Source organism: Leifsonia poae (genome assembly GCF_020009625.1).
GTDB classification, from domain to species: Bacteria; Actinomycetota; Actinomycetes; order Actinomycetales; family Microbacteriaceae; genus Leifsonia; species Leifsonia poae_A.
This window is the reverse complement of the sequence record NZ_JAIHLP010000002.1, coordinates 3811641-3835800: the sequence shown is the minus strand read 5'-3', so window position 1 is coordinate 3835800 and position 24160 is coordinate 3811641. Positions and strand designations below refer to the sequence as shown.

At 67.6% G+C, this 24160-nt stretch carries 22 protein-coding genes; 8 read left to right on the top strand and 14 right to left on the bottom strand.

Going from position 1 to position 24160, the window contains the following annotated elements; translation table 11 throughout:
* Positions 1 to 160: 160 nt before the first annotated feature.
* Genes K5L49_RS18915 through K5L49_RS18900 form a run of 4 tightly spaced genes read right to left on the bottom strand, consistent with a single transcriptional unit; the run spans position 161 to position 3750 of the window.
* A complete protein-coding gene (locus K5L49_RS18915; RefSeq protein WP_223695080.1) occupies positions 161 to 997 on the bottom strand; it encodes a PP2C family protein-serine/threonine phosphatase in 837 nt (278 codons plus the stop codon).
* Positions 998 to 1034: 37 nt separating this feature from the next.
* Positions 1035 to 2156, bottom strand: a complete 1122-nt coding sequence (locus K5L49_RS18910) for an FHA domain-containing protein (protein ID WP_223695079.1) — start codon at positions 2154 to 2156, stop codon at positions 1035 to 1037.
* A 48-nt stretch (positions 2157 to 2204) separates the two neighbouring features.
* Positions 2205 to 2957 (bottom strand): cache domain-containing protein, encoded by a 753-nt coding sequence (locus K5L49_RS18905; protein WP_223695078.1) that lies wholly within the window; start codon positions 2955 to 2957, stop codon positions 2205 to 2207.
* On the bottom strand, positions 2950 to 3750 hold the full coding sequence (locus K5L49_RS18900; protein WP_223695340.1) for a FadR/GntR family transcriptional regulator: 801 nt from the start codon (positions 3748 to 3750) through the stop codon (positions 2950 to 2952). Before K5L49_RS18900 ends, K5L49_RS18905 begins: the two co-directional genes overlap by 8 nt.
* Positions 3751 to 3887: 137 nt before the next feature.
* On the opposite strand from K5L49_RS18900, the gene K5L49_RS18895 reads away from it, so the two are divergent.
* From K5L49_RS18895 to K5L49_RS18885, 3 genes are read left to right on the top strand one after another with little or no spacing between them, the layout of a single operon-like run.
* Positions 3888 to 5084: a CaiB/BaiF CoA transferase family protein gene (locus K5L49_RS18895; protein ID WP_223695077.1), complete on the top strand. Its 1197-nt coding sequence runs from the start codon at positions 3888 to 3890 to the stop codon at positions 5082 to 5084.
* Positions 5081 to 6244: an acyl-CoA dehydrogenase family protein gene (locus tag K5L49_RS18890; protein ID WP_223695076.1), complete on the top strand. Its 1164-nt coding sequence runs from the start codon at positions 5081 to 5083 to the stop codon at positions 6242 to 6244. The genes K5L49_RS18895 and K5L49_RS18890 overlap by 4 nt, the downstream gene beginning before the upstream one ends.
* Positions 6241 to 7677, top strand: coding sequence for an aldehyde dehydrogenase family protein (locus tag K5L49_RS18885; protein WP_223695075.1), 1437 nt, complete (start codon positions 6241 to 6243; stop codon positions 7675 to 7677). The genes K5L49_RS18890 and K5L49_RS18885 overlap by 4 nt, the downstream gene beginning before the upstream one ends.
* A gap of 71 nt (positions 7678 to 7748) precedes the next feature.
* Here the strand turns inward: K5L49_RS18885 and K5L49_RS18880 are convergent, their stop codons facing one another.
* A complete protein-coding gene (locus tag K5L49_RS18880; protein ID WP_223695074.1) occupies positions 7749 to 9182 on the bottom strand; it encodes a gamma-aminobutyraldehyde dehydrogenase in 1434 nt (477 codons plus the stop codon).
* Between the two features lie 88 nt (positions 9183 to 9270).
* Here K5L49_RS18880 and K5L49_RS18875 point away from each other — a divergent pair, with 88 nt between their 5' ends.
* The 3 genes from K5L49_RS18875 to K5L49_RS18865 all read left to right on the top strand — a co-directional run bounded on the left by K5L49_RS18875 (position 9271) and on the right by K5L49_RS18865 (position 12661).
* Complete coding sequence (locus K5L49_RS18875) at positions 9271 to 9753, top strand: Lrp/AsnC family transcriptional regulator (protein ID WP_223695073.1); 483 nt, start codon at positions 9271 to 9273, stop codon at positions 9751 to 9753.
* Between the two features lie 3 nt (positions 9754 to 9756).
* Positions 9757 to 11172, top strand: coding sequence for an aspartate aminotransferase family protein (locus K5L49_RS18870; RefSeq protein WP_223695072.1), 1416 nt, complete (start codon positions 9757 to 9759; stop codon positions 11170 to 11172).
* Between the two features lie 100 nt (positions 11173 to 11272).
* Positions 11273 to 12661, top strand: a complete 1389-nt coding sequence (locus K5L49_RS18865) for an NAD(P)/FAD-dependent oxidoreductase (RefSeq protein ID WP_223695071.1) — start codon at positions 11273 to 11275, stop codon at positions 12659 to 12661.
* 311 nt (positions 12662 to 12972) lie between these two features.
* Here the strand turns inward: K5L49_RS18865 and K5L49_RS18860 are convergent, their stop codons facing one another.
* The 4 genes from K5L49_RS18860 to K5L49_RS18845 form a co-directional block, all read right to left on the bottom strand.
* Positions 12973 to 14955: an ABC transporter ATP-binding protein gene (locus K5L49_RS18860; RefSeq protein ID WP_308116570.1), complete on the bottom strand. Its 1983-nt coding sequence runs from the start codon at positions 14953 to 14955 to the stop codon at positions 12973 to 12975.
* On the bottom strand, positions 14952 to 16685 hold the full coding sequence (locus tag K5L49_RS18855; protein WP_223695070.1) for an ABC transporter ATP-binding protein: 1734 nt from the start codon (positions 16683 to 16685) through the stop codon (positions 14952 to 14954). The genes K5L49_RS18860 and K5L49_RS18855 overlap by 4 nt, the downstream gene beginning before the upstream one ends.
* A gap of 8 nt (positions 16686 to 16693) precedes the next feature.
* Positions 16694 to 17383, bottom strand: a complete 690-nt coding sequence (locus K5L49_RS18850) for a TetR/AcrR family transcriptional regulator (RefSeq protein ID WP_223695069.1) — start codon at positions 17381 to 17383, stop codon at positions 16694 to 16696.
* Between the two features lie 76 nt (positions 17384 to 17459).
* Complete coding sequence (locus K5L49_RS18845) at positions 17460 to 18422, bottom strand: aldo/keto reductase (RefSeq protein WP_223695068.1); 963 nt, start codon at positions 18420 to 18422, stop codon at positions 17460 to 17462.
* A 166-nt stretch (positions 18423 to 18588) separates the two neighbouring features.
* On the opposite strand from K5L49_RS18845, the gene K5L49_RS18840 reads away from it, so the two are divergent.
* Together K5L49_RS18840 and K5L49_RS18835 are read left to right on the top strand one after the other, a co-directional pair.
* Positions 18589 to 19086, top strand: a complete 498-nt coding sequence (locus K5L49_RS18840; protein ID WP_223695067.1) for a methylated-DNA--[protein]-cysteine S-methyltransferase — start codon at positions 18589 to 18591, stop codon at positions 19084 to 19086.
* The gene (locus K5L49_RS18835; RefSeq protein WP_223695066.1) at positions 19083 to 19679 is read left to right on the top strand and encodes a DNA-3-methyladenine glycosylase I; all 597 of its coding nucleotides are present in this window, start codon (positions 19083 to 19085) and stop codon (positions 19677 to 19679) included. The genes K5L49_RS18840 and K5L49_RS18835 overlap by 4 nt, the downstream gene beginning before the upstream one ends.
* A 431-nt stretch (positions 19680 to 20110) precedes the next feature.
* Here the strand turns inward: K5L49_RS18835 and K5L49_RS18830 are convergent, their stop codons facing one another.
* The 5 genes from K5L49_RS18830 to K5L49_RS18810 form a co-directional block, all read right to left on the bottom strand.
* A complete protein-coding gene (locus K5L49_RS18830) occupies positions 20111 to 20794 on the bottom strand; it encodes a YaaA family protein (protein WP_308116569.1) in 684 nt (227 codons plus the stop codon).
* A 120-nt stretch (positions 20795 to 20914) separates the two neighbouring features.
* Positions 20915 to 21472, bottom strand: a complete 558-nt coding sequence (locus tag K5L49_RS18825; RefSeq protein ID WP_223695065.1) for an AAA family ATPase — start codon at positions 21470 to 21472, stop codon at positions 20915 to 20917.
* 2 nt (positions 21473 to 21474) lie between these two features.
* Positions 21475 to 21735, bottom strand: a complete 261-nt coding sequence (locus K5L49_RS18820) for a F0F1 ATP synthase subunit epsilon (RefSeq protein ID WP_223695064.1) — start codon at positions 21733 to 21735, stop codon at positions 21475 to 21477.
* 2 nt (positions 21736 to 21737) lie between these two features.
* Positions 21738 to 23201 carry a F0F1 ATP synthase subunit beta gene (gene atpD, locus K5L49_RS18815; RefSeq protein ID WP_223695063.1) on the bottom strand — a complete coding sequence of 488 codons (1464 nt, stop codon included), beginning with the start codon at positions 23199 to 23201 and terminating at the stop codon, positions 21738 to 21740.
* Between the two features lie 41 nt (positions 23202 to 23242).
* Positions 23243 to 24142 (bottom strand): F0F1 ATP synthase subunit gamma, encoded by a 900-nt coding sequence (locus tag K5L49_RS18810; RefSeq protein WP_223695062.1) that lies wholly within the window; start codon positions 24140 to 24142, stop codon positions 23243 to 23245.
* Between the last annotated feature and the right edge of the window lie 18 nt (positions 24143 to 24160).

Sequence of the window (24160 nt, the reverse complement as noted above, 5' to 3'; positions counted from 1 at the left end):
CTTGGTCTCAGGTCCGCCGTGCGCGGCCGCACCGGGTCATCGGCAATCGTTTCCCCATTGTAGGCAGGGCCGGAATGCCCGCCCAGGCCCCGCTCCCGGACTGGGGACAACTCACCTACCCCCAACTCGGGGGACAAAGAGGCGGGTGGCGGGTGGCGGCTCAGTGCTTGCGCACCGTGCGGCGGTCGACGCCCTCACGGTGGTTTCCGCTCTCGGGCGTGGCGAGGACGTCGACGACGACGACCGTCACATTGTCGCGGCCGCCATTGCCGAGTGCCGCATCCATCAATTGCTGCGCGGCGTCGAGCGGGCTCGACCCCTCGGCGAGGAAATGCCGGATGCCGTGCTCGGTGAGCTCTTTCGTCAGACCGTCCGAGCACACGAGCAGGCGCGAGCCGGCGACGATCGGAAGCAGGAAGTAGTCGGGCACCGGGTCTTCGTTGAAGCCGACCGCCCGGGTGATGACGTTGCTGTGCGGATGCACCTCGGCCTCGGCCGGCGTGATCGCCCCGGCGTCGAGGAGCTCTTGCACGATCGAATGATCGAGCGTGAGCTGCTCCAGGGTGCCGTCGCGGTAGCTGTAGACCCGCGAGTCGCCGATGTTGAAGACGAGCCAGTACGGCGAGCCGTTGACCAGAGTCAAGGCGATGCCGGTGACGGTCGTTCCGGTTCCGAGGTCGGTGTGTCCGACCCCCCGGCCCATATCATCGACGGCCGATCGCAGGGCGGAGGTGAGTGCGTCCTCGCCCACGAAGTCCACGGAGACCTGTTCTGCGAGCCGGGTGACGACGGCGGTGCTGGCGAAGTCGCCGGCCGTGTGCCCGCCCATCCCGTCGGCGACCGCGAAGATCGGCGAGCGGGCAAGCAGGCTGTCCTCGTTGACCGACCGGCGGTAGCCCTTGTCGCTGAGCGCCGCCCAGGCCAGGCTGATGCGCGCGTCTGGCTCGCCAGGCACGACCACGGTGTGGCGTCTGTTGCTGCGACCGATCTGGGTCACTCGCATCCTCTTCTTGTCGGGTTCGGAGAACCGGAGATCACATCTCGCCGGAGACGGCGGTGATCTCGATGATATTACCGTCGCCGATCTCGATGAGCGCGCCGGGTAGGACGACGAGCGATTGTCCCGGCCTCAGCCGCTGCCGCTGCCCGTCGGCGGCGACGACGGTGCCGTTCGTCGAGCGCAGGTCGGTGACCACGACGGCGTCACCCGCCTGCTCGATGCGCACGTGGGTCGACGACACCTCCTGGTCGGGCGATGACACCGCGACGAGTCGCGGTTCCGGGCCGGAACCGATCCTCTGGGGTGACGGCCGGCGGCCGATCAGGATGGGCTCGTCGAGGGCGAACCTGTCGCCGGACCCCATCAGGATCGCGTAGCGCGCGGGCACGGGCGCGGGCGGGAGCAGCACGGGTTGGGTCGAAGGGAAGCCGTCGTCCGGGGCGGAGCGGATCGTCGACGCGGATGTGTCAGCCGAGGGCTCGATGTCCACCGCTCCCGGCATGCGCCCCGGCGGGGTGCGAGGGATCTCGGGCGGTGCCAGGGGCTCGGGATGCGCGAAGAGGCTCCCCCCGCGACGCGCCCGGATGATCGTCTCCTCGCCGAGATCGGCCTCGTCGTCGGTCGGCGCCGCCTCGACGGCCGGCGCTGCTGCGATGCGCTGGAGCGGTGTGAGCGACCAGGCGAGCAGTTCGCCGTCGACCACACCGCTGCCGAGCGGGAGCGATCCGACGCTCGCCCGTGCGACCGGGCCGGTCGGCAGATCGTCTCCGCCGAGCACGAGTCCGGTGACCGAGCGGAACTCGGCCAGCACCCACGGCTGCACTCCCCCGGCGGCGAATCGGCGCGAACCGCCGACCGAGAACACATCGACGGCCGCGGAGCCGCGCACAACGGCGGTCACCAGCACCTCGTTCGTGGCGTTGGGTTCGGCGAGTTCGGCGACTGCGAACGAGCGCACCGCATCCGCGCCGGTCAGCGGGAATGCTCCGACGACGGATTCGATGGTGGCGAGCTCGGAGTCGGCCAGCCACCAGAGTGTCTCGACGATCCCTTCGGAGACGGAGCTCTCCACGACCGCGACGAACCGTCGACCGGCCACGAACAGCCAGCGCGACCGCGCGCCGGACGGGGCATATCTGGTGAAACCGGGAGTCACCTCGCGTTCCTCCCGTTTCAACGAATGATGGCTCCGAGCCGCAGGGGCTCAGGACGTGTTCGATCCGAGTGTAATGTTCGAAGCTGTCTTTCCCGTCAGCGCGAGGGCGAACGGCGCGCCCGGGCAGGCCACGATGTCGACCGCATTCGTGTACAGGACGTCTCCCACAGCCAGCGCCGGATCGGTCGACATCATCACGCGGCCGACTCCGTTGATCAGCGAGACCGGACCGTCGATCGCCAGCAGGGCCGGCAGCAGCTCGTGTTCAAGCCGTTTGACGAAGATGTCGGCGCCCACGACGCCGAGCGTCGTGCCGCCCGCCTCGACCGGCGACGTCACGGTGATGATGTAGTCGCAGGCGCAGAGATGGTCGACATACGGTCCGGTCACGTGCGTCCGATGGGTCGACTCCGGAACGCGGTACCACTCGAGCGAGCGGAAGTCGCGCAGGTAGTCCGCGTGGTTGCGGGTGGCCAGATCGAGTTTCGTCGGTTCCGTCGTCGCACCGAAGACCGGGTTGGCCTCGAGCGGACCGAGCCACCATGAGAAGTGCACGTCCCTGCCGCGCACGAACTCGGGCGCGGCGATGAACCCGGCACCGATCAGCAGCGGGTCCGGCTCCGACAGGAGCGGAACGACGAGAGCGCGCACCCGTTCGTCGAGCCGACCCGGCGTCGTCTCGACGTCACCGTCGACCAGCTGGATGCGCCATTCGTCCAGCTGGGCGAAGAGGCGCTCGAACAGGGTGCCGACAGCGGCGGCGACCATCGACGGGGTCGCTCCCGACGCGAGATCAGGCATCGATGGTGCCTCCCCGCTCGATCAGCACCTTGGCGGCGAGCAGCCATTCTGAGATCGCCCGGATGAGCTCGCTGACGATCCGCCGCGCCGCGCCGCCGTCCCGCGCGGCCACCGCAGCGGCGACCGCGCGCGCGGCCACCCGCGTGCGGTCGCGGAGCCCGGCGTCCACCATCCCGGCCCAGAGCAGGGGGCCGAACTCCGCCTGCAACCGGATCTGCTCGCGCACCAGCCGTGTCGACTGGCTCAACACGGCGAGTTCGAGGAAGAAGCCGCCCGCGTTGCGTCGCGCCTCCGCCGGTGAGCCGAAGTCGGCCGCCGCCAGCCAGGCGCCCAGTCGCTCGTCGTCGTCCGGCGTGGAACGTTCGGCGGCCCGTTCGGCGCATCCCGCGGCGATCGTCGCGACGTAGACCGCCAGGTCGGAGAGCTCCACCTGCGAGAGGCCCCCGAGCCGAGAGGCGAGCAGAGGGCCGAGTTGCGAGCCGGCGGCGATGACGAAGCTGCCCCCGTCGCGCCCGCGTCTGGTCTGCACGAGACCGGCTTCGCGGAGCATGCCGAGCCCGTCCCTGGCCGTGACCAGGGCGACGCCGAACCGTCTGGCCAGTTCAGCCTCACTCGGCAGGCGTTCACCGGCGGTGAGCACGCCGAGCACGATGCCGTCGGTGAGCCGCCGGGCGACCTGTTCGGCGCGCCCGGCTTCGGAGAGCTGGGCGAACACAGCATCGCGGGCACCTGGCGCCCGGCGGGCCGGGCCGGCCACGCCGGTCGCACCGGCCATGCCGGTCGCACCGGCCATGCCGGTCACCGGCGCGCACCGCCCGTCGACTCCACACCCGCTGCCATGACTTCACCCTAACGCGAGCCAATCATGCGGGATAGGATGAATACCAGGACCAGCGCCGGCCCACCCCGCGCGCAGTGAATGGAGACCGGATGAGCGCGACGACGACCGACCTCCCCCTCGCGGGCATCCGGGTCGCCGACTTCTCCCGGGTGCTCGCCGGACCGTACGCCACGATGATGCTCGCCGACTTCGGCGCCGACGTGATCAAGATCGAGAGCCCCGACGGTGACGACACCCGATCGTGGCGCCCTCCGGTCGACGCTGCCGGCGACTCCACCTACTTCGCCGCCGTCAACCGGAACAAGCGCTCGATCGTCTGCGATCTGCGCATGGAAGCGGGGCTCGCCACCGCCCACCGGCTGGCGGCGGGCGCCGACATCGTCGTCGAGAACTTCCGCCCCGGCGTGATGGAGCGATTCGGCCTCGACGAAGCGACCCTGCGAGCCGACGCACCCGGACTCGTCTACTGCTCCATCACCGGGTTCGGCCGCGGCGACGGCGCCGCCCTCGCCGGCTACGACCTGCTGGTCCAGGCGGTGGGAGGCCTCATGAGCATCACCGGCGCGCCCGACAGCGGCCCCACCAAAGTCGGCGTCGCCCTCGTCGACGTGCTCACCGGACTCAACGCGTTCTCGGGCATGCTGCTCGCGCTGCGTGAACGAGACCGCACCGGCCTCGGCCAGCGCATCGACGTCGACCTGCTGACCTCGCTGCTCGCCGCTCTCACCAACCAGGCGTCGAGCACGCTCGCGACCGGCATCGCGCCGGCCCGGATGGGAAACGCCCATCCCAGCATCGCACCGTACGAACTCGTCGACGCCAGCGACCGCCCGTTCGTCGTCGCGGTCGGAAACGACCGACAGTTCCGTGACTTCGTCGGCCTGCTCGGGCGTCCGGAGTTGGCCGACGACCCGCGGTTCGCCCGCAACGCCGACCGCGTGCGCCATCGACAGGCACTACGCGATGAACTCATGTCGACGCTCGCGGGAAACACCGCCGCGCACTGGGTCGACCGGTGCGCGACCGCACGCGTGCCCGCCGGGCTCGTGAACGACCTCACGGAGGCATTCGCGTTCGCTGCCTCGCTCGGTCTCGACCCCGTCGCCCGCATCGACCAGGCCGACGCGACCGGAACGGGTACCACCCGGTCCGGCGCCCAACCAGCCAACCCCATCCATCTCTCGTCCGCGCCGGCCGACTACCGCTCCGTCGCGCCCCGGCTCGGCGAGCACGACGGCGCCGACTGGCACCCGCAGCCGCACCCACAGAAAGAAGGACGACCGTGACCGCAGCCCTCGATGAGGCCTTCAGCATCGACCCGCTCCTCAGCGACGAGGAGCGCGCCTGGGCGGCCAAGGCGCGCGCTTTCGCGACCGAGCGCATCCTGCCGACCATCGAGCAGGACTTCGAAGACAAACACTTCCGCACCGAATTCGTCGCCGAGCTCGGCGCGCTCGGGTTCCTCGGCATGCACCTGGATGACGAGGGATGCGCGGGCGCCGGCGCGGTCGGCTACGGCGTCGTCTGCCACGAGCTGGAGGCGGCCGACAGCGGTTGGCGCACCTTCGTCTCGGTGCAGGGGTCGCTCGCGATGAGCGCCATCTCGAAATTCGGCTCCGACGATCAGAAGCATCAATGGCTCCCCCCGATGGCGCGCGGCGAGAAGATCGGCTGCTTCGCCCTGACCGAGCCGACCGGAGGGAGCGACCCGGCGGCGATGGACACCACCGCCCGCCGCGACGGCGACGATTGGATCATCACCGGACGCAAACGCTGGATCGGTCTCGCCGCGATCGCCGACATCGCGGTGGTCTGGGCGGCGACGGAAGACGGCATCCGCGGCTTCCTCGTGCCCACCGGGACCCGCGGCTTCACCGCTACGAAGATCGACGGCAAGCTCTCGATGCGGGCATCGATCCAGTGCGATGTCGAGCTCGACGCGGTGCGCCTGCCCGCCTCGGCCATGCTCCCCGGCGCCCACGGGCTCTCCGGGCCGTTCAGCTGCCTCAATGAAGCCAGGTACGGCATCGTCTGGGGCGCGATGGGCGCCGCCCGTTCCTGTCTGGAGGTGTCGATCGAGCGAGCGACACATCGCGAGGTGTTCGGCCGCCCCATCGGCGCGAACCAGCTCATCCAGGAGAAGTTGGCGAACATGCTCGTCGAGTATGAGAAAGGAATGCTCCTCGCACTCCACCTCGGCCGGCTGAAAGAGCGCGGAGCCCTCACCCCCACCCAGATCAGCGTCGGCAAGCTCAACAGCGTGCGCGAAGCCATCGCCATCGCGCGCGAAGCCCGCACCATTCTCGGTGGCGACGGCATCACGAGCGAGTTCCCGGTGATGCGGCACATGAACAACCTGGAATCGGTGCGCACCTACGAGGGCACCGACGAGATCCACACTCTCGTGCTCGGTCGCGCCCTGACCGGTCTGGCGGCGTTCGCATGAGCGTCGACGACGCGGTCGCCCGGGCGACCGCGAGCGGATTCGAGGGAACCGGCCGCGAGGACAGGGCGCGTTGGCTGGAAGCCCTCGCCGAGGCCATTGCCGGAGACCGGGCCGAGCTCGTGCGACTCGCCGCCGCCGAGACGCATCTGAGCGAGGCCCGCCTCGACGGCGAGATCACCCGAACCGACTCTCAGCTGCGCTTCTTCGCCGGAGTCGCGCGCGACGGGGGCTATCTGGAGGCGACGCTCGACGCGCCCGACCCCACGACCACACCACCGCGGCCCGATCTGAGGCGGATGCTCCGTCCGCTCGGAGCCGTTGCCGTGTACGCGGCCTCTAACTTCCCGTTCGCGTTCTCCGTCCTCGGCAACGACACCGCCTCGGCGCTCGCGGCGGGTTGCCCTGTGATCGTCAAAGGCCATCCCGGTCATCCCGAGACATCCCGGCGCACGGCCGCCCTCGCGGAACGGACGCTGGCCGCCGCTGGAGCACCCGACGGCTGTTTCGGTCTCGTCGAAGGGATGGACGCCGGTGTCGCCCTGGTGCAGCACCCCGGCGTCGCGGCGGTCGGTTTCACCGGCTCGGAGCGGGGCGGACGCGCCCTGTTCGAGCTCGCCGCCGCGCGCGAGCGGCCCATCCCGTTCTACGGCGAGCTCGGCAGCATCAACCCGGTGGTCGTCACCGAGTCGGCCGCCCGCGAGCGTCCGGACGAGATCGCAACCGGCCTCGTCGGATCGTTCACCCGCGATGCCGGCCAGTTCTGCACGAAACCCGGGCTCGTCTTCATTCCGGCGGGCGCTCGAATCGAAGATGCGGTGGCCACGGCGCTCATGGCCGCGCCGTCACAGCAGCAGCTCACCGAGGGCATGACCTCCGCTTTCGCGGCCGGAGCGGCTTCATTCGCCGGACGCTCCGATGTGCAGATACTCAACGCGGCGGCGGAAGCCCCCGACTCGGCACCGACCGTCGTCATCACCGACGGCGAGGCCTTCACCACCGACCCCGAACCGTTCCTCACCGAATGCTTCGGACCGCTCACCGTTCTCGTGCGCTACCTGGGCGACGAGGAGCTGCAGCGCGCGATCGGCTCCCTCGACCCGTCCCTCACCGCGACGATCCTCCGCGGCCAAGGCGAAGACGTCACCGCCCTGGCGGCCGCCCTCGCGCCGTTGGCCGGCCGGCTCGTCTTCGACGGCTGGCCGACCGGCGTGGCCATCGCCTGGGCTCAACACCACGGCGGCGCCTGGCCCGCGACGACCGCCTCGGTGCACAGCTCGGTCGGCGCGAGCGCCATCCGCCGCTTCCTCACCCCGATCGCCTATCAGGACGCCCCGCAGGCTGTGCTCCCGCCCGAACTCCGCGACCACAACCCCGCGAACATCCCACGCCGCGAGGCGTCCTCGACCGACGCGAGCAGGGTTCCGCGCGACTGAAGTCGGCGCGCGGAGCCCTGTTCTCGCTGAGCCTTGTCCTCGCGGAGCCCCTTCATTGCTGGCCGGGTCGGTCAGCCGATGTAGCTCATGACGTGTTTGATGCGGGTATAGTCCTCGAAGCCGTACATCGAGAGGTCCTTGCCGTAGCCGGAGTGCTTGAACCCGCCGTGCGGCATCTCGGCGACGATCGGGATGTGCGTGTTGATCCACACGCAGCCGAAGTCGAGGTTCTTGGCGAACCGCATCGCGCGAGCGTGATCCTTCGTCCACACCGAGGAGGCGAGCCCGTACTGCACGCCGTTCGCCCAGCGCAGGGCTTCGGCCTCATCGGTGAACTTCTGCACAGTCTGCACCGGACCGAAGATCTCGTTCTGCACGGCCTCGTCGTTCTGCGTGAGGCCGGAGACGATCGTCGCCTCGTAGAAGTAGCCTTTGTCGCCCTGACGGTGGCCGCCCAATTCGACGGTGGCGTGGTCGGGAAGGCGGTCGATGAAGCCGCTCACCTGGGCGAGCTGGTTCGCGTTGTTGACCGGCCCGAACAGGATGCCGTCCTCGCGGGGGCCGCCGGTCTTGGCGTTCTCCCGGGCGTATGCGGCGAGTGCGGCGACGAACTCGTCATGGATGCCCGACTGCACGAGTAGACGGGTCGCGGCGGTGCAGTCCTGGCCGGCGTTGAAATAGCCGGCCGCCACGATGCCTTCGACCGCCGAAGGGATGTCGGCGTCGTCGAACACGATCACCGGCGCCTTGCCGCCGAGTTCGAGGTGCACGCGTTTGAGGTCGAACGAGGCGGCGCGCGCCACCTCCATACCGGCCCGTACCGAGCCGGTGATCGAGATCATCTGCGGGATCGGGTCATCTGTCATCGCCGCGCCCGTCGTGCGATCGCCCGTGACGACATTGAGCACACCGGCGGGCAGGAACTCGGCCGCCACCTCGGCCAGCAGCAGCGTCGACAGCGGCGTAGTGTCCGACGGCTTGAGCACCGTGGTGTTGCCGGCGGCGAGCGCCGGTGCGAACTTCCACACCGCCATGTTGAGCGGATAGTTCCAGGGGGTCACCTGGCCGACGACACCGATCGGCTCGCGGCGGATGAAGGACGTGTGGTCTTTCATGTACTCGCCCGCCGACCGGCCCTCCAGATTGCGAGCGGCGCCGGCGAAGAAGCGGATCTGATCGACCGAGAGCAGGATCTCGTCGTCCACCAGAGTGGAGCGGGGCTTACCGGTGTCCTGCGACTCGGCGTCGGCGAACTCTTCCGCCCGGGCCTCCATGGCGTCCGCGATGCGGAACAGCGCGAGCTGGCGTTCGCCCGGCGTGGTTTCCCCCCACTCCTCGAAGGCATTCCGGGCGGCGGTATAGGCGTCGGCCACATCTTCGGACGTGGAGACCGGGGAGGTCGCGTAGACCTCCTCGGTCGCCGGGTCGACGAGCTGGATGCGCTCCGTCGCGCGCGAGTCGACGGAGGCGCCATTGACGAAATTACGGAGTTCAGGCGTGGTCATGCCGCGAGTCTACTGATTTCGATAGCAAAAACGACAGAATCCTGCGGATTCGCTTGCAGGGTCCGGTTCTCACTGACAGAATCGCTCCATGAGCACCCCTCGGGCAACGAACCCGGCCAAGCCTGTACAGATCGATGACGTCTCCAAGGCGATCATCGAGCAATTGCAGGTCGACGGTCGACGGTCGTACGCGGAGATCGGCAAAGCCGTCGGTCTCAGCGAGGCCGCTGTGCGCCAGCGCGTGCAGAAGCTGACCGAGTCGGGCGTGATGCAGATCGTGGCCGTCACCGATCCGATGCAACTGGGCTTCTACCGCCAGGCGATGATCGGCATCCGTGTGACCGGCGACACCCGGGAGGTGGCCGATCGTCTGGCCGCCATGCCCGCCGTCGACTACGTGGTCCTCACGGCGGGAACCTACGACATCCTCGCCGAAGTGGTCTGCGAGAACGACCTCGACCTGATCACGATGCTCAACTCCGAGATTCGAACGCTCGACGGTGTGCTTTCGACCGAGACGTTCGTCTATCTCAAACTCCACAAACAGTTCTACAACTGGGGAACACGATAAGAAATGACAATCACAACGGACACTCCCTCGGCTCTCTCGGATGCGACCGAGGCCGATCTCCAAGCCAAGGCCAAGGACCATCTGTGGATGCACTTCGCCCGCCAGTCCGTCATGGAAGACGGCGCGGGCGTTCCGATCATCACCAAGGGTGAGGGTCACCACATCTGGGATTCCCGCGGCCGCAAGTACATCGACGGTCTCTCCGGCCTGTTCGTGGTGAACGCCGGCCACGGCCGCAAGCGTCTCGCCCAGACGGCGGCGAAGCAGGCTGAGGAGCTCGCATTCTTCCCGATCTGGTCGTACGCGCACCCGAACGCGATCGAACTGGCCGACCGGCTCGCCCACTACGCACCCGGTGACCTGAACCGTGTCTTCTTCTCCACCGGCGGCGGCGAGGCGGTCGAGACCGCGTTCAAGCTCGCAAAGTACTACTGGAAGCTGCAGGGGCGCCCCACCAAGCACAAGGTGCTCTCTCGTGCCGTCGCCTACCACGGCACCCCGCAGGGTGCGCTCGCGATCACCGGCATCCCCGCGATGAAGGAGATGTTCGAGCCGCTGACGCCCGGTGGCTTCCGCGTGCCGAACACCAACTTCTACCGCGCCGGCGAGATGGGCGCCCCCACCGACGACGTCGAGGCGTTCGGCGTGTGGGCGGCCAACCGCATCGAAGAGATGATCCAGTTCGAAGGCCCCGAGACCGTCGCCGCGATCTTCCTCGAGCCTGTGCAGAACTCGGGCGGCTGCTTCCCGCCTCCCCCCGGGTACTTCCAGCGCGTGCGCGAGATCTGCGACAAGTACGACGTGCTCATGGTCAGCGACGAGGTCATCTGCGCCTTCGGTCGCATCGGCCACATGTTCGCCTGTGATGAGTACGGCTACGTGCCCGACATGATTACCTGCGCGAAGGGCATGACGAGCGGATACTCCCCCATCGGCGCGACGATCATCAGCGACAAGCTGTACGAGCCGTTCAAGCACGGGAACACGTCGTTCTACCACGGCTACACCTTCGGCGGTCACCCCGTCTCGGCCGCGGTCGCGCTCGACAACCTCGACATCTTCGAGGAAGAGAAGCTCAACGAGCGTGTGCGCGAGAACTCGCCGCTGTTCCGCGCCGAGCTCGAAAAGCTGCTCACACTGCCGATCGTCGGTGATGTGCGCGGCGACGGGTACTTCTTCGGCATCGAGCTGGTGAAAGACAAGACGACGAAGGAGACGTTCGACGACGACGAGTCCGAGCGTCTGCTGCGCGGGTTCCTCTCCAAAGCGCTCTTCGATGCCGGCCTGTACTGCCGCGCCGACGACCGCGGCGACCCCGTCGTGCAGCTCGCCCCACCGCTCACGATCGGCCCCGACGAGTTCGTCGAGATCCGCCAGATCCTCGAATCCGTTCTCACCGAGGCTTCCAACCACCTCTGACCACCAGCACACACGCACACGAGTCCGCGCTCGATCACCGGAGAACATCGTTCCGGTTCGAGCGCGGACTCGACTGCTTCGAACGAACGGATACGCAGGGATGGGATACGAACGGGTCGGGTTCTGGTTCGAATCGATCGCTGAGGCGGAAGACGGGTACCCGGCTCGGCCGGGACTCACCGAAGACGTCGACGTCGATGTCGCGATCGTCGGTGGCGGCCTCACCGGGCTGTGGACGGCGTACTACCTGCAGGAGGCTGACCCCACACTGTCCATCGCGGTGCTCGAGAAGGAGATCGCCGGGTTCGGCGCCTCCGGCCGCAACGGCGGCTGGTGCTCCGCCCTCTTCCCGCTGTCCGCCAGCGCGCTCGAAGCCCGCTATGGGTTCGATGCAGCGGTGACGCAGCGCCAGGCCATGATCGACACCGTCGGCGAGGTCGGCCGCGCGGCCGAGGCAGAAGGGATCGACTGCGACTACGTGCGCGGCGGCACCGTCGCCTTCGCCCGCTCCCGGGTGCAGCTTGAGGGGGCGCGCGCCGAGTTCGCCGAATCCGAGCGGTTCGGCGTCGACCGCGTCTCGCTGCTGGGAACCGAGACGGTGCGAAGCCGGTTCGGGGCGCGGGATGCGGTGGCCGCCACGTTCACGCCCGACTGCGCGCGCATCCACCCCGGCAAGCTGGTGCGCGGCCTCGCCCGCGCCGTCGAGCGTCGCGGGGCGACCATCTTCGAGAAGACCGAAGTGCTCTCCTGGGAGCAGGGCGTCGTCACCGCCGTCGCGGGCGGCGTCACGCGGACGGTGCGGGCCGGCACGGTCGTCAACGCCACGGAGGGCTACGGGTCGGCGATTCCGCAAGTCGGTCGGCGCATCCTGCCGCTCTACTCGCTGATGATCGCCACCGAGCCGCTCAGCGAGGAGATCTGGGAGGCGATCGGCCTCGAGCACGGGCACACCTTCACCGACTTCCGGCATCTGCTCATCTACGGGCAGCGCACCGCCGACAACCGTTTCGCGTTCGGCGGCCGCGGGGCACGCTACCATCTCGCCAGCGCGATCCGCCCGGAGTACGACCGCGTCCCCCGCGTGCGCGAGCACCTGGGTCGCGCCCTCGTCGACCTCTTTCCCGCTGCCGCGGGCGCCCGCATCACCCACCACTGGGGCGGTCCCCTCGGTGTGCCCCGCGACTGGCATGCCAGCGTGGGCCTCGACGCCGCGCGGCGCGAGGCCTGGGCCGGCGGCTACGTCGGCGATGGGCTCAGCACAACGAACCTCGCCGGGCGCACACTCGCGGATCTGCTCGCCGGGAAGCGCACGCCGTTGACCGGGCTGCCCTGGGTCGGCCACCGCTCCCCTCGCTGGGAGCCGGAACCGCTACGTTTCGCCGGTTCCAACGCCGGCCTGCTCGGTGCGGAGGCCGCCGACCTGGAGGAACGCCTGACCGGCCGGCCCTCCCTCGCCGCCCGGCTGCTCGCCCCACTCACCGGTCACTGACCCAACTCCGGCCTCTGTCGTCAGGAAGCACCTGTAGTCAGGAAGCACCTGTAGTCAGGAAGCACCTGTAGTCAGGAGGCACCTGTAGTCAGGAGCTTCGGGCGCAGCGCGACCGCTGGCACCTGAATTCAGGTGCCAGCGGTTGGCGGGATGCTGTTTCTCCTGAATTCAGGTGCCAGCGGTTGGCGGGATGCTGTTTCTCCTGAATTCAGGTGCCAGCGGTTGGCGGGATGCTGTTTCTCCTGAATTCAGGTGCCAGCGGTCGGCGGGATGCTGTTTCTCCTGAATTCAGGAGGTTGGGACGCGACCGGTTAGACCTCGTCCGAAATGGCTGCGGCGAACTGCGCGTTGTAGAGGGTGTAGTACGCGCCACCGGCGGCGAGCAGCTGGGCGTGCGTGCCCTGCTCGACGATGCTGCCGGCCTCCATGACGAGGATGAGGTCCGCATCCCGGATGGTCGACAACCGGTGCGCGATCACGAACGACGTGCGGTCGCTGCGCAGCGCTGCCATCGCCTTCTGCACCAGCACCTCGGTGCGCGTGTCGACCGAGCTCGTCGCCTCGTCGAGGATGAGCACGCTCGGCCGGGCGAGGAACGCCCGTGCGATGGTGAGCAGCTGCTTCTCGCCCGCAGAGACGTTGCCGCCCTCATCGTCGAGCACCGTGTCGTAGCCGTCGGGCAGGGAGTGCACGAACCGGTCGACATAGGTGGCTTTGGCAGCGGCGAGGATCTCCTCCTCGGTCGCATCCGGCCGACCATACGCGATGTTCTCTCGGATGGTGCCGTTGAACAACCACGTGTCCTGCAGGACCATCCCCATCCGGCTGCGCAGATCGCGGCGGGTCATCGAGGCGATATCGACCCCGTCGAGGGTGATGCGCCCCGAGTCGAGTTCGTAGAACCGCATCATCAGGTTGACCAACGTGGTCTTTCCTGCGCCCGTCGGACCGACGATCGCCACGGTCTGACCCGGTTGTGCCACCAGGGAGAGGTCGTCGATGAGCGGCTTGTCGTCGCTGTAGCGGAACGAGACGTCCTCGAACGCGAGGCGGCCCTTCGTGCCCGTCGGGCTCTCGGGTTCGGCCGGGTCGGCCGACTGCTCCTCCGCATCCAGCAGCTCGAACACACGCTCGGCGGAGGCGACGCCCGACTGCAGCAGGTTGGCCATCGAACCGAGCTGCGTGAGCGGCTGGGTGAACTGACGCGAGTACTGGATGAACGCGGTCACGTCTCCGAGCTGCATCGCACCGCTGGCCACCTGCAGACCGCCGACGACCGCGATCACGACGTACATGAGGTTTCCGACGAACATCATGGCCGGCATGATGATGCCCGAGATGAACTGCGCCCCGAAGCTCGCCTGGTACATCTCTTCGTTCTTCAGCCGGAACTGCTCCTCGACCTCGCGGTGACGGCCGAAGACCTTCACCAGGGCGTGACCGGTGAACGCCTCCTCGATCTGGCCGTTCAGCTCGCCGGTGTGCTTCCACTGCGCAACGAACAGCTTCTGCGAGCGTTTGGCGATCACCGTCGTGATGAGCAGGGTCAACGGGATGGTGACCAACGCGATCACCGCAAGCAGCGGCGACACCACGAACATCATGACGACGACACCGACGACGGTCAGCAACGACGTGAGCAGCTGGCTCATCGACTGCTGGAGCGTCTGCGAGATGTTGTCGATGTCGTTGGTGACGCGGCTCAGGAGCTCGCCGCGCTGCATGCCGTCGAAGTACTTGAGCGGGAGGCGGTGCACCTTGGCCTCGACCTCTTCACGCAGCCGATAGACCGTGCGCTGCGTGATGCCGTTCAGCACATACGCCTGCAGGTAGCTGAACAGCGACGAGGCGATGTAGAGCGCAAGAACCCACATGAGCACGGAGCCGACGGCGGTGAAGTCGATGCCGGCGCCCGGGGTGAACGTCGTTCCCGAGAGCAGGTCTGCGTATTGCGTCTTGTGTGTCGCGCGCAATCCGGCGATCACCTGCGCCTGCGTCTCCCCCTTCGGGAACTGCGTGGAGAGGGCGCCGGCGAAGACCAGGTTGATCGCATTGCCGAGCAGCTTCGGGCCGAGAACGGCGAAGAAGACGCTCACCACCGCGAGCGCGGTGACGAACACGATGCCCCAGGCCTCGGGCTTCAACCGCCCCGCGAGACGTTTGGCCGACGGCCCGAAGTTCAGCGACTTCTCGACCGGTCCCTGCATGCCGCCGAACGGACCACCCCCGCCCGGGCCGCGCCGCTGCGGCGGGCGGGCGGGCGGGCGTTCCTCGGTGTCGGTGTTGTCGCTCATGCTGCCTCCTCCGCGGTGAGCTGAGACGAGACGATCTCGGCGTACGTCTCGTTGGTGTTCAGGAGTTCATCGTGGGTGCCACGGCCGACGACGCGGCCGTCCTCGATCACGACGATCTGATCGGCGTCGACGATGGTGGAGACGCGCTGAGCGACGACGATCATCGTGGCGTCGGAGACCGAGCGGGCGAGCGCGGCCCGCAGGCGCGCATCCGTCGCCGTGTCGAGCGCCGAGAACGAGTCGTCGAAGACGTAGATCTCGGGGCGTTTCACCAGCGCCCGCGCGATGGCGAGGCGCTGCCGCTGGCCACCCGAGACGTTGGTGCCTCCCTGGGCGATCGGCGCGTCGAGCTGCTCGGCCATCGCCAGCACGAAGTCTTTCGCCTGGGCGATCTCCAGTGCCTGCCAGAGTTCGTCGTCGGTCGCATCGGGTTTGCCGTAGCGCAGATTGCTCGCCACCGTTCCCGAGAACAGGTACGGCTTCTGCGGGATGAGCCCGATGCGCGACCAGAGCAGGTCCGGGTCGAGTTCGGCGACATCCACACCGTCGACCAGCACGATGCCGCTTGTGGCGTCGAACAGGCGTGGGATCAGATTGATCAGCGTGGTCTTCCCGCTTCCGGTGCTGCCGATGATCGCCGTCGTCTGTCCCGGTCTGGCCAGGAAGGTGATGTCGCTCAGCACCGGCTGCTCAGCGCCCGGGTAAGTGAAGCCCACGTCGACGAATTCGAGCGTGCCCTGCGCATCGAGCGTGGTGATGGGGTCGTCGGCGATACGCACCGACGACGCTGTTCCCAGCACCTCCGCGATACGGTCGGCGCACACGGCGGCGCGCGGCACGAGGACCGCCATGAAGGTGGCCATCATCACGGCCATCAGGATCTGCATGAGGTATTGCAGGAAGGCGGTGAGCGTTCCGATCTGCATCGAGCCGTCCTGCACGCGGAAGCCGCCGAACCAGATCACGGCGACGCTCGACACGTTGAGCACCAGCATCACGATCGGGAACATCAAGGCGAACAGCCGCCCAGCCTTCAGCGCGGTGTCGGTGACGTCTTCGTTGGCCTTCTTGAAGCGCTTCGACTCGATGTCCTCCCGCACGAAGGCGCGCACGACACGAATGCCGGTGAGCTGCTCGCGCAGCACCCGGTTGACCCGGTCGATGCGCTCCTGCATCTTGCGGAACAGCGGAACCATCCGGGTGATGATGAGACCGACGGCCACCAGCAGGATCGGCACGCTCACCGCGATCAGCCAGGAGAGCTCCAGATCCTGTTGCATCGCCAGGATGATGCCGCCGATGGCGAGGATCGGTGCGGAGACCAGCAGGGTGCAGGTCATCAGCACAAGCATCTGCACCTGTTGCACATCGTTCGTATTGCGGGTGATCAGGGAGGGGGCGCCGAACTTCGACACCTCGCGCTCCGAGAACTCGCCGACCTTCTGGAAGATCGAACTGCGCAGGTCGCGGCCGACCCGCATTGCGACCTTCGCCCCGAAGTACACCGCGGTGATCGAGCAGGCGACCTGAACGAGCGTGACCCCGAGCATCCCGGCGCCCACGACCATGATGTGGCCGGTGTCACCCTTCGCGATGCCGTTGTCGGTGATGTCGGCGTTCAGCGTCGGCAGCCAGAGCGAGAGCAGAGATTGCGCGAGCTGGAACAGTACGACACCGACCAGGAGCGGCCAGTGCGGCCGCAGGAATCGGCCGAGCAGTTTGAGTAGCATGGGGCCTCCTACGGCGCCGGGAAGGGTTCTGCGGTGGGGGATACCGCATCCACCGGCGTCAGGCCGGTCGGTGCGGAGGGGTCGGCGGCGAGTCCAGCGGCCAGGTCGGCTGAGCGGCCGGCGATGCCCAGGAGGACGATGTCGGCCAGTTCGTCGGAGCTGAAGTCGGCGCCCTCGTTGAGAGCGGGGAAAGCCGAGGCGAAGCTGATCAGGCGCAGGATGGACGCCGTGCGCTCCGTCGACCAGTTGAGCCGGCCGGCTTCCGGTTCGAGGATGACGGCGACGATCTGTGAGTACTCCGCTCGTCCCTGAGCCAGCGGCGGGCGCTGCGGTCCGATGACCGCCATGATCCGCATCACGCTCTGGAATCGTTCCCGCATCAGATAGACGATCGCTCGCACTTTGTTTTCCAGCGGGAGCGCCGGGTCGATCGCGCGCAGGGAATCGCGCAACGGTTCCGGGTCGAGGTACTTCTCGATCGCAGCCTGCACGAGTGTCTCTTTGTCACCGAACGCGCGGAAGATCGTGCCTTCGGCGATGCCGGCCGCCTCTGCGATCTGTTTGGAGGTGACACCCCGCCCGTGTTCGATGAGCAGCGGGATGACGGCGTCGATGATCATCGCCTGGCGGTCTTCCACCGACAGCGGCTGGGCGCGCCTCAGCGGCTCCGGGCCGGTCACGCCATCCGTCTCGTCCACAGAGGAGATCCTACGCGGAGTGAGTGCTCACTCACAATTGTCAGACCGTTCGCTCCCAGCGAACAGAAGGCGGCGGTCAGGAGAAGAACGAGGTGATGGCGGCGATGTCTTCCGGGGTGGGCCGCCAGGCGGTCGCAGCTTCGGCATTCTGCACGATCTGCTCCGGCCGGGTGGCACCCGCGATGACGCTCGTGAGCCCGGGCTGGGCGAGCAGCCAGGCGAACGTCGCCTGCAGCATGGTGACGCCGCGCTCGTCGCAGAAGGCCTGGTACCGCTCGATCGCTCCCCAGGGGGCGTCGTCGAGCAGGTGCTTGCGGATCATCATGATCCGGCTGTCGGCCGGGCCACCCTCTCGCGTGAACTTGCCGGTGAACAGCCCGTTGTAGAGCGGGAAGAACGGCAGGAATCCCAGACCGTATCGGTTGACGGCCGGAAGCACCTCCTTCTCTGCGTCGCGCACGATCAGGCTGTACTCGTTCTGCGCCGAGACGAACTTCGGATGCCCGTGCAGTTCGGCTGTGAACTCCGCTTCGGCGATCTGCCAGCCGGCGAGGTTCGAGTGACCGATGTAGCGGATCTTCCCTTCCGAGATCAGATCGTCGAGGGTCGACAGCGTCTCCTCGATCGGCGTGAACGGGTCGGGATGGTGCAGCTGGTAAAGGTCGATCCAATCGGTCTGCAGCCGGCGCAGCGAAGCCTCGACGGCGAGCCGGATGTACCGCCGGGAGCCGCGCGCGCCCCAGTCGGGACCATTGGCGCCCGCCATGTCCATGCCGAACTTGGTCGCCAGCACGATGGTGTCGCGTTTGCCGGCCAGCGAGTTGCCCATCAGAGTCTCCGACAGGCCGCGCTCGGCACCGTAGATGTCCGCGGTGTCGAAAAAGGTGACCCCGGCGTCGATCGCCGCTCCGATGACGGCATCCGTTCCCGCCTGCGACTCGGAAGCGGTGCCCGCCCGCCCGAAGTTGTTGCAGCCGAGGCCGATCGTCGAGACGACGAGCCCAGACGGTCCGAGAGTGCGGTAATCGATGTCTGCCATGCCTGAAGTCTATTTCGCTCCGGCACTCAGGACGGGCGCCCCGAGCGCTCACGATGGGCGCTCAGGGCGCTCGCGCCCACTCCTCCACAGGCCACCGATCGGGAGCGTTCTCCCCCGTGTCCGATTTCCGCGAGCGCGCGTCTGAGGCACCCCCTAGAGTCGATCCATGAGCACTTCGTTCGCCTACCTCACGCGCATGCAGAGCCCGCTCGGCCGGCTCGAGATCACCAGCGACGGCCAGGGCGTCACCTCCCTCTCGATCGAACGCAGCGGGCACCTGCCGCTCGAGGAACATCCCGAACGCAGCACTCCGGTGCTCGATCTCACCGAACGACAACTCACGGAGTATTTCGCCGGCGACCGCAAGCAGTTCGACCTCCCCGTGAACCCGGCCGGCACCCCCTTCCGCCGTGCCGTATGGGAGCAGCTGGCGCGACTCGAGTTCGGTCACCTCGCCACCTACGGTGAGCTTGGGCTCGAGATTGGCCGCCCGGGCTCGGGTCGCGCCATCGGCGGAGCGGTCGGCGCGAATCCGATCCCGATCATCATCGGCTGCCACCGGGTGCTCGGATCGAACGGCAAGATCACCGGCTACAGCGGGGGCGAAGGCATCCCCACCAAGCTGTGGCTCCTCTCGCACGAAGGGATCATGCTGGCCGCATGAACGAGGCAGTCATCATCGGCGACGACGGGCTCGCCCGCTGCTCCTGGTCGGCCAACGACCCGGAGTACCGGCGATACCACGACGAGGAGTGGGGCCACGAACAGCGCGATTCCCGCGCCCTCTACGAGAAGATGTGCCTCGAAGGGTTTCAGGCCGGCCTGTCGTGGATCACGATCCTGCGCCGCCGGCCCGCCTTCCGCGAGGTGTTCCTCGGGTTCGACCCCGAACGGGTTGCCGCGCTGACCGAGACCGATGTCGAGCGCCTCCTTCAAGATGCGCGCATCATCCGCCACCGCGGCAAGATCGAGGCGACGATCGGCAACGCCCGCGCCGCGCTCGCCCTCGACGGCTCCCTCAGCGAGCTGATGTGGAGTTTCGCACCCGACAGCGCCACGTCGGCGCGGCCGACAGCCTGGGCCGATGTTCCCGCGGTGACGGCGGAGTCCACCGCGCTCAGCAAGGAGCTGCGCCGAAACGGGTTCCGCTTCGTCGGCCCCACCACCATGTACGCGCTGATGCAAGCCACCGGCATGGTCGATGACCATTTCGAAGGGTGCTTCCGCGCCACTGAGACCAATCGAACCGAGAGGTGAGCACGTTCCCTTTCGCGCATCCGCGCGACGTCCAAGGGGGTCGGGCCGACGATGGCACTCGATTCCAGCACTCGGATTCTCGCTCACGAAATCGCCCCCGCACGTGCCCGACCGCAGGCGGAGTTGATATACGATCTCGCGTATCCGTGTGCTCGAGGTCGGCAGGAACGAATCCACACCGGGTTACCACGACGTCGGCCCGACAGATCGGCGGGGCTGAGCACCTCGCGGAACGCGAGCGCCTAACCCACCTCGGCTGATTGCTCCTCCTCCGGCTCGCATTGCCCGATACGAAGCTGTGATTGAGCTTCACCTGAGTGTGAGCATATCTCACTTTTCTGTGACACACCACAGATCCGCCGGCAGAAATGCACTTCTGCACCGCCCGGCGCGTGCCCAATTCGGGGGCTGTGGATGCGTCGGCGCGCCGTTCAGCGCAGCACAGCCATCAGCGTGCCCGGCTCCCCCACGACCTCCGGCACGACGAGCTCCAGCTCCCGGCCGTCGGCGGCGAGGGTGAGGTCGTAGCCCTCGCCCCGAGCCCAGCTGAGAAGCTCGTCCGTCGTCGAGAGATCGCCACCGGCTTCGATGAGCGCGCGGGCGAACAACCCCTTCGCCTGCTTGTTGAAATGGTTCAGTGCGCGCACCGCGCCGCCCGCATCCCTCGCGAGCACACGGACGTAGTGCACATGCTCGCGCAGCGGAGCCGGCCCGAGGGCCGCATACCCCTCGGAGCGCAGATCCAGGATGAGGCCTGGGCGTGCCGCGAGCACTTTGCCGACCGCCGGAGCCCACCGCTTCTTCAGGGTGGGCACATCCTTGTCCAGCGACAGCCGCGAGTCGAACGAGAGTCGATACGCCGGGATGAGGTCGTCCGCGGCTACGAGACCGAGGAGCGCGGAATGCACAGCGACAGCGGTGTGGGCGAAGGCACGCGCATCCACCGACAAGGAGCCGGGATCCAGCGCATCGTAGAGAACACCGGTGTACCGCTCGATCGCGGGCATCGTCGGCGCCTTCGGGATCTCCCGGTTGCGGTCCACCTCCGCCGCCTGTTTCGGGCCGAGTTTGAGCGCCCGGATGCTCGCCTCACGATCGCGTGACAGAGAGGCCACCGCACGAAGCACAGCGCGGCGCACCGGGGTCAGTGCGGCGAACCCGAGCTCGCCGACGGCGAGCGGAGCCCCCGCTCCCCGGTCCGTTTGGTCTCGGAGGGCGGCAGCAGGATGAGCACGCTAGCCCTCCAGGAAGGCCAGCGCGATCTCGACGTTCTCGCCGAGCGGGGCCACCGTGTCCAGGGTGATCCGCGGCATCGCCGCGCACACGCCCTTCCAGTCGGAGTACTCCTCGATGCTCTGCTCGACCGCGTACGCACTCAGCAACGGACTGCGCTTGGCGAGCCTGTCGTTGTGCAGCTCCTCGTCGGAGCAGACGACCTCGATCACGCGGAGCTTCACGTCGGAGCGCGCCGCGAGGTCACGCCATTGCAGGCGTGCAGGCTCGACCGCGTTGACCGCATCCACGATCACCGAGTGCCCGGACTGCAGCACCTGCTCGGCCATCGTCTCGGCCACCAGGTAGGCGGCGAGACCGGTCGGCTGATCGGCGTCGATCCCCGCACGGAGGATCGACGCCTCGATCGGGTCGACCGAGACCGTCGTGGCACCGAGACGCGCGCCGATGATCTCAGCGAGCGTCGACTTTCCCGAGCCGGGGAGCCCCGCCATTGCGATCAGCACAGGTACGCGAACGTCACCGAACTGACGGTCGAGGGGAACTGCCGACTCGGCCACGATCAGACCAGCTCGGCCTGACGCGCCACGATCGTGACGGTGTTGTTCTCCACGGAGAGGAAGCCTTCGTCGGCCTGGGCCTTGATCGACTCGCCGCCGTTCAGGGTCAGGCGCACCTCGCCGGAGGCGAGGATGGCCAGCAGCGGTTCGTGGCCGGGGAGGATACCGATCTCACCCTCGACCGTCTTCGCGACGACCATGCTCGCCTCGCCCGACCACACTTCGTGGTCGGCGGCGACGACGCTGACATTGAGGACAGCCATTGTTAGCCGTTCTCCTTCTGGATCTGAGCCCACTTCTCTTCGACGTCGGTGATCGGGCCGACGTTGAAGAACGCCTGCTCGGCCACGTGGTCGAACTCGCCCTTGGCGATCGCGTCGAACGACTCGATGGTGTCCTTCAGCGGAACGGTCGAACCCTCGACGCCCGTGAACTTCTTGGCCATGTAGGTGTTCTGCGAGAGGAACTGCTGGATGCGGCGCGCACGCGACACCGTGATCTTGTCCTCTTCGGAGAGCTCGTCGACACCGAGGATGGCGATGATCTCCTGCAGTTCCTTGTTCTTCTGCAGGATCTGCTTGACCGTGGTGGCGACGCGGTAGTGGTCCTCGCCCAAGTAGCGGGGGTCGAGGATGCGCGACGTGGAGGTCAGCGGGTCGACGGCCGGGTACAGACCCTTCGACGCGATCTCACGCGAGAGCTCGGTGGTGGCGTCGAGGTGGGCGAACGTGGTCGCCGGCGCCGGATCGGTGTAGTCGTCGGCGGGAACGTAGATCGCCTGCAGCGAGGTGATCGAGTGACCGCGGGTCGAGGTGATGCGCTCCTGCAGAACACCCATCTCGTCGGCGAGGTTCGGCTGGTAGCCCACCGCGGAGGGCATGCGACCCAGCAGGGTCGAGACCTCGGAGCCGGCCTGGGTGAAGCGGAAGATGTTGTCGATGAAGAGCAGCACATCCTGCTTCTGCACATCGCGGAAGTACTCCGCCATGGTCAGGGCCGACAGGGCGACGCGCAGACGCGTTCCCGGCGGCTCATCCATCTGGCCGAACACGAGGGCCGTCTTGTCGAAGACGCCCGCCTCCTCCATCTCGTGGATGAGGTCGTTGCCTTCACGGGTGCGCTCGCCGACACCGGCGAACACCGAGACACCACCGTGGTCCTGCGCGACGCGCTGGATCATCTCCTGGATGAGCACGGTCTTGCCGACACCGGCGCCACCGAAGAGTCCGATCTTTCCACCCTGCACGTAGGGGGTGAGGAGGTCGATGACCTTGATGCCGGTCTCGAAGAGCTGGGTCTTCGACTCGAGCTGGTCGAACTTCGGGGGCTCGCGGTGGATGCCCCAGCGTTCGGTGATCTCGATCTTCTCGCCCGGCTCGCCGTTCAGCACGTCACCGGTGACGTTGAACACCTTGCCCTTGGTGACGTCGCCGACGGGAACCGTGATGGGGCCACCGGTGTCGCGCACCTCGCCGCCGCGCACCAGACCGTCGGTCGGCTTCAGCGCGATGGCACGAACGAGGTCGTCACCGAGGTGCTGGGCGACCTCGAGGGTGATCTCGGTGGAGTTCTTCCCGATCGTGATCGTGGTCTTCAGGGCGTTGTAGATGCCCGGGATCGAGTCGTGCGGGAACTCGATGTCGACGACCGGGCCCGTGACGCGGGCGATACGCCCAACGCCCGCAGGCTGCGCGGTCGAAGCCTGGGCCTCGGCGGTTGCGGTAGTCATGTGTCTTCTCTTCTCGTTCTACTAAACGTGTGTCAGCCCGGTCACTTGGCGGAGCTCAGTGCGTCCGCACCGCCGACGATCTCGGAAATCTGCTGGGTGATCTCGGACTGGCGGGCATTGTTCGCCAGCCGGGTGTAATCGGTGATGAGCTTGTCGGCATTGTCGCTGGCCGACTTCATCGCCTTCTGCGTGGCGGCATGCTTGGAGGCGGCCGACTGCAGCATGGCGTTGAAGATGCGGCTCTCGATGTACACCGGGAGCAGCGAGTCGAGAACGGTCTCGACATCGGGCTCGAACTCGTAGAGCGGAAGCACCTGGTTGTCCGCCGGCGCCTCGAGACCCTCCACGACCTCGAGCGGCAGCAGACGGATCACCTGCGGCTCCTGCGTGAGCATACTCACGAAGCGGTTGTAGATCACGTGGATCTCGTCGACACCGCCGTCGGCGGAGTCACGGAGGAACGACTCGAGAATCGCGTCGCCGATCTCCTTGGCCTGCTCGAACTGCGGAGCATCCGTTCCACCCGTCCACACCCGCTCGAACGCGCGACGGCGGAAACTGAAGTATCCGCTCGCCTTGCGCCCGATCAGGAAGTAGACGACATCCTTGCCCTGGCTCCGGAGCAGCTCGGCAAGCCGCTCCGACTCTTTGAGCACATTCGTGTTGAACGCGCCGGCGAGGCCACGGTCCGAGGAGAAGATGACGATCGCAGCGCGCTCGATCTTCTCCGGCTCGGTCGTGAGAACGTGCTCGACGTTCGAGTACGTCGCAACCGCCGATACGGCGCGCGTGATGGCGCGGGCGTACGGCGTGGATGCGGCGACTCGCGCCTGCGCCTTCTGGATGCGTGAGGCGGAGATCAGCTCCATGGCCCGAGTGATCTTCTTGGTCGTCTGGGCAGACTTGATCTTCTGCCGGTAGACCCGAAGTTGCGCTCCCATGTCTCTCCTACGTAACTA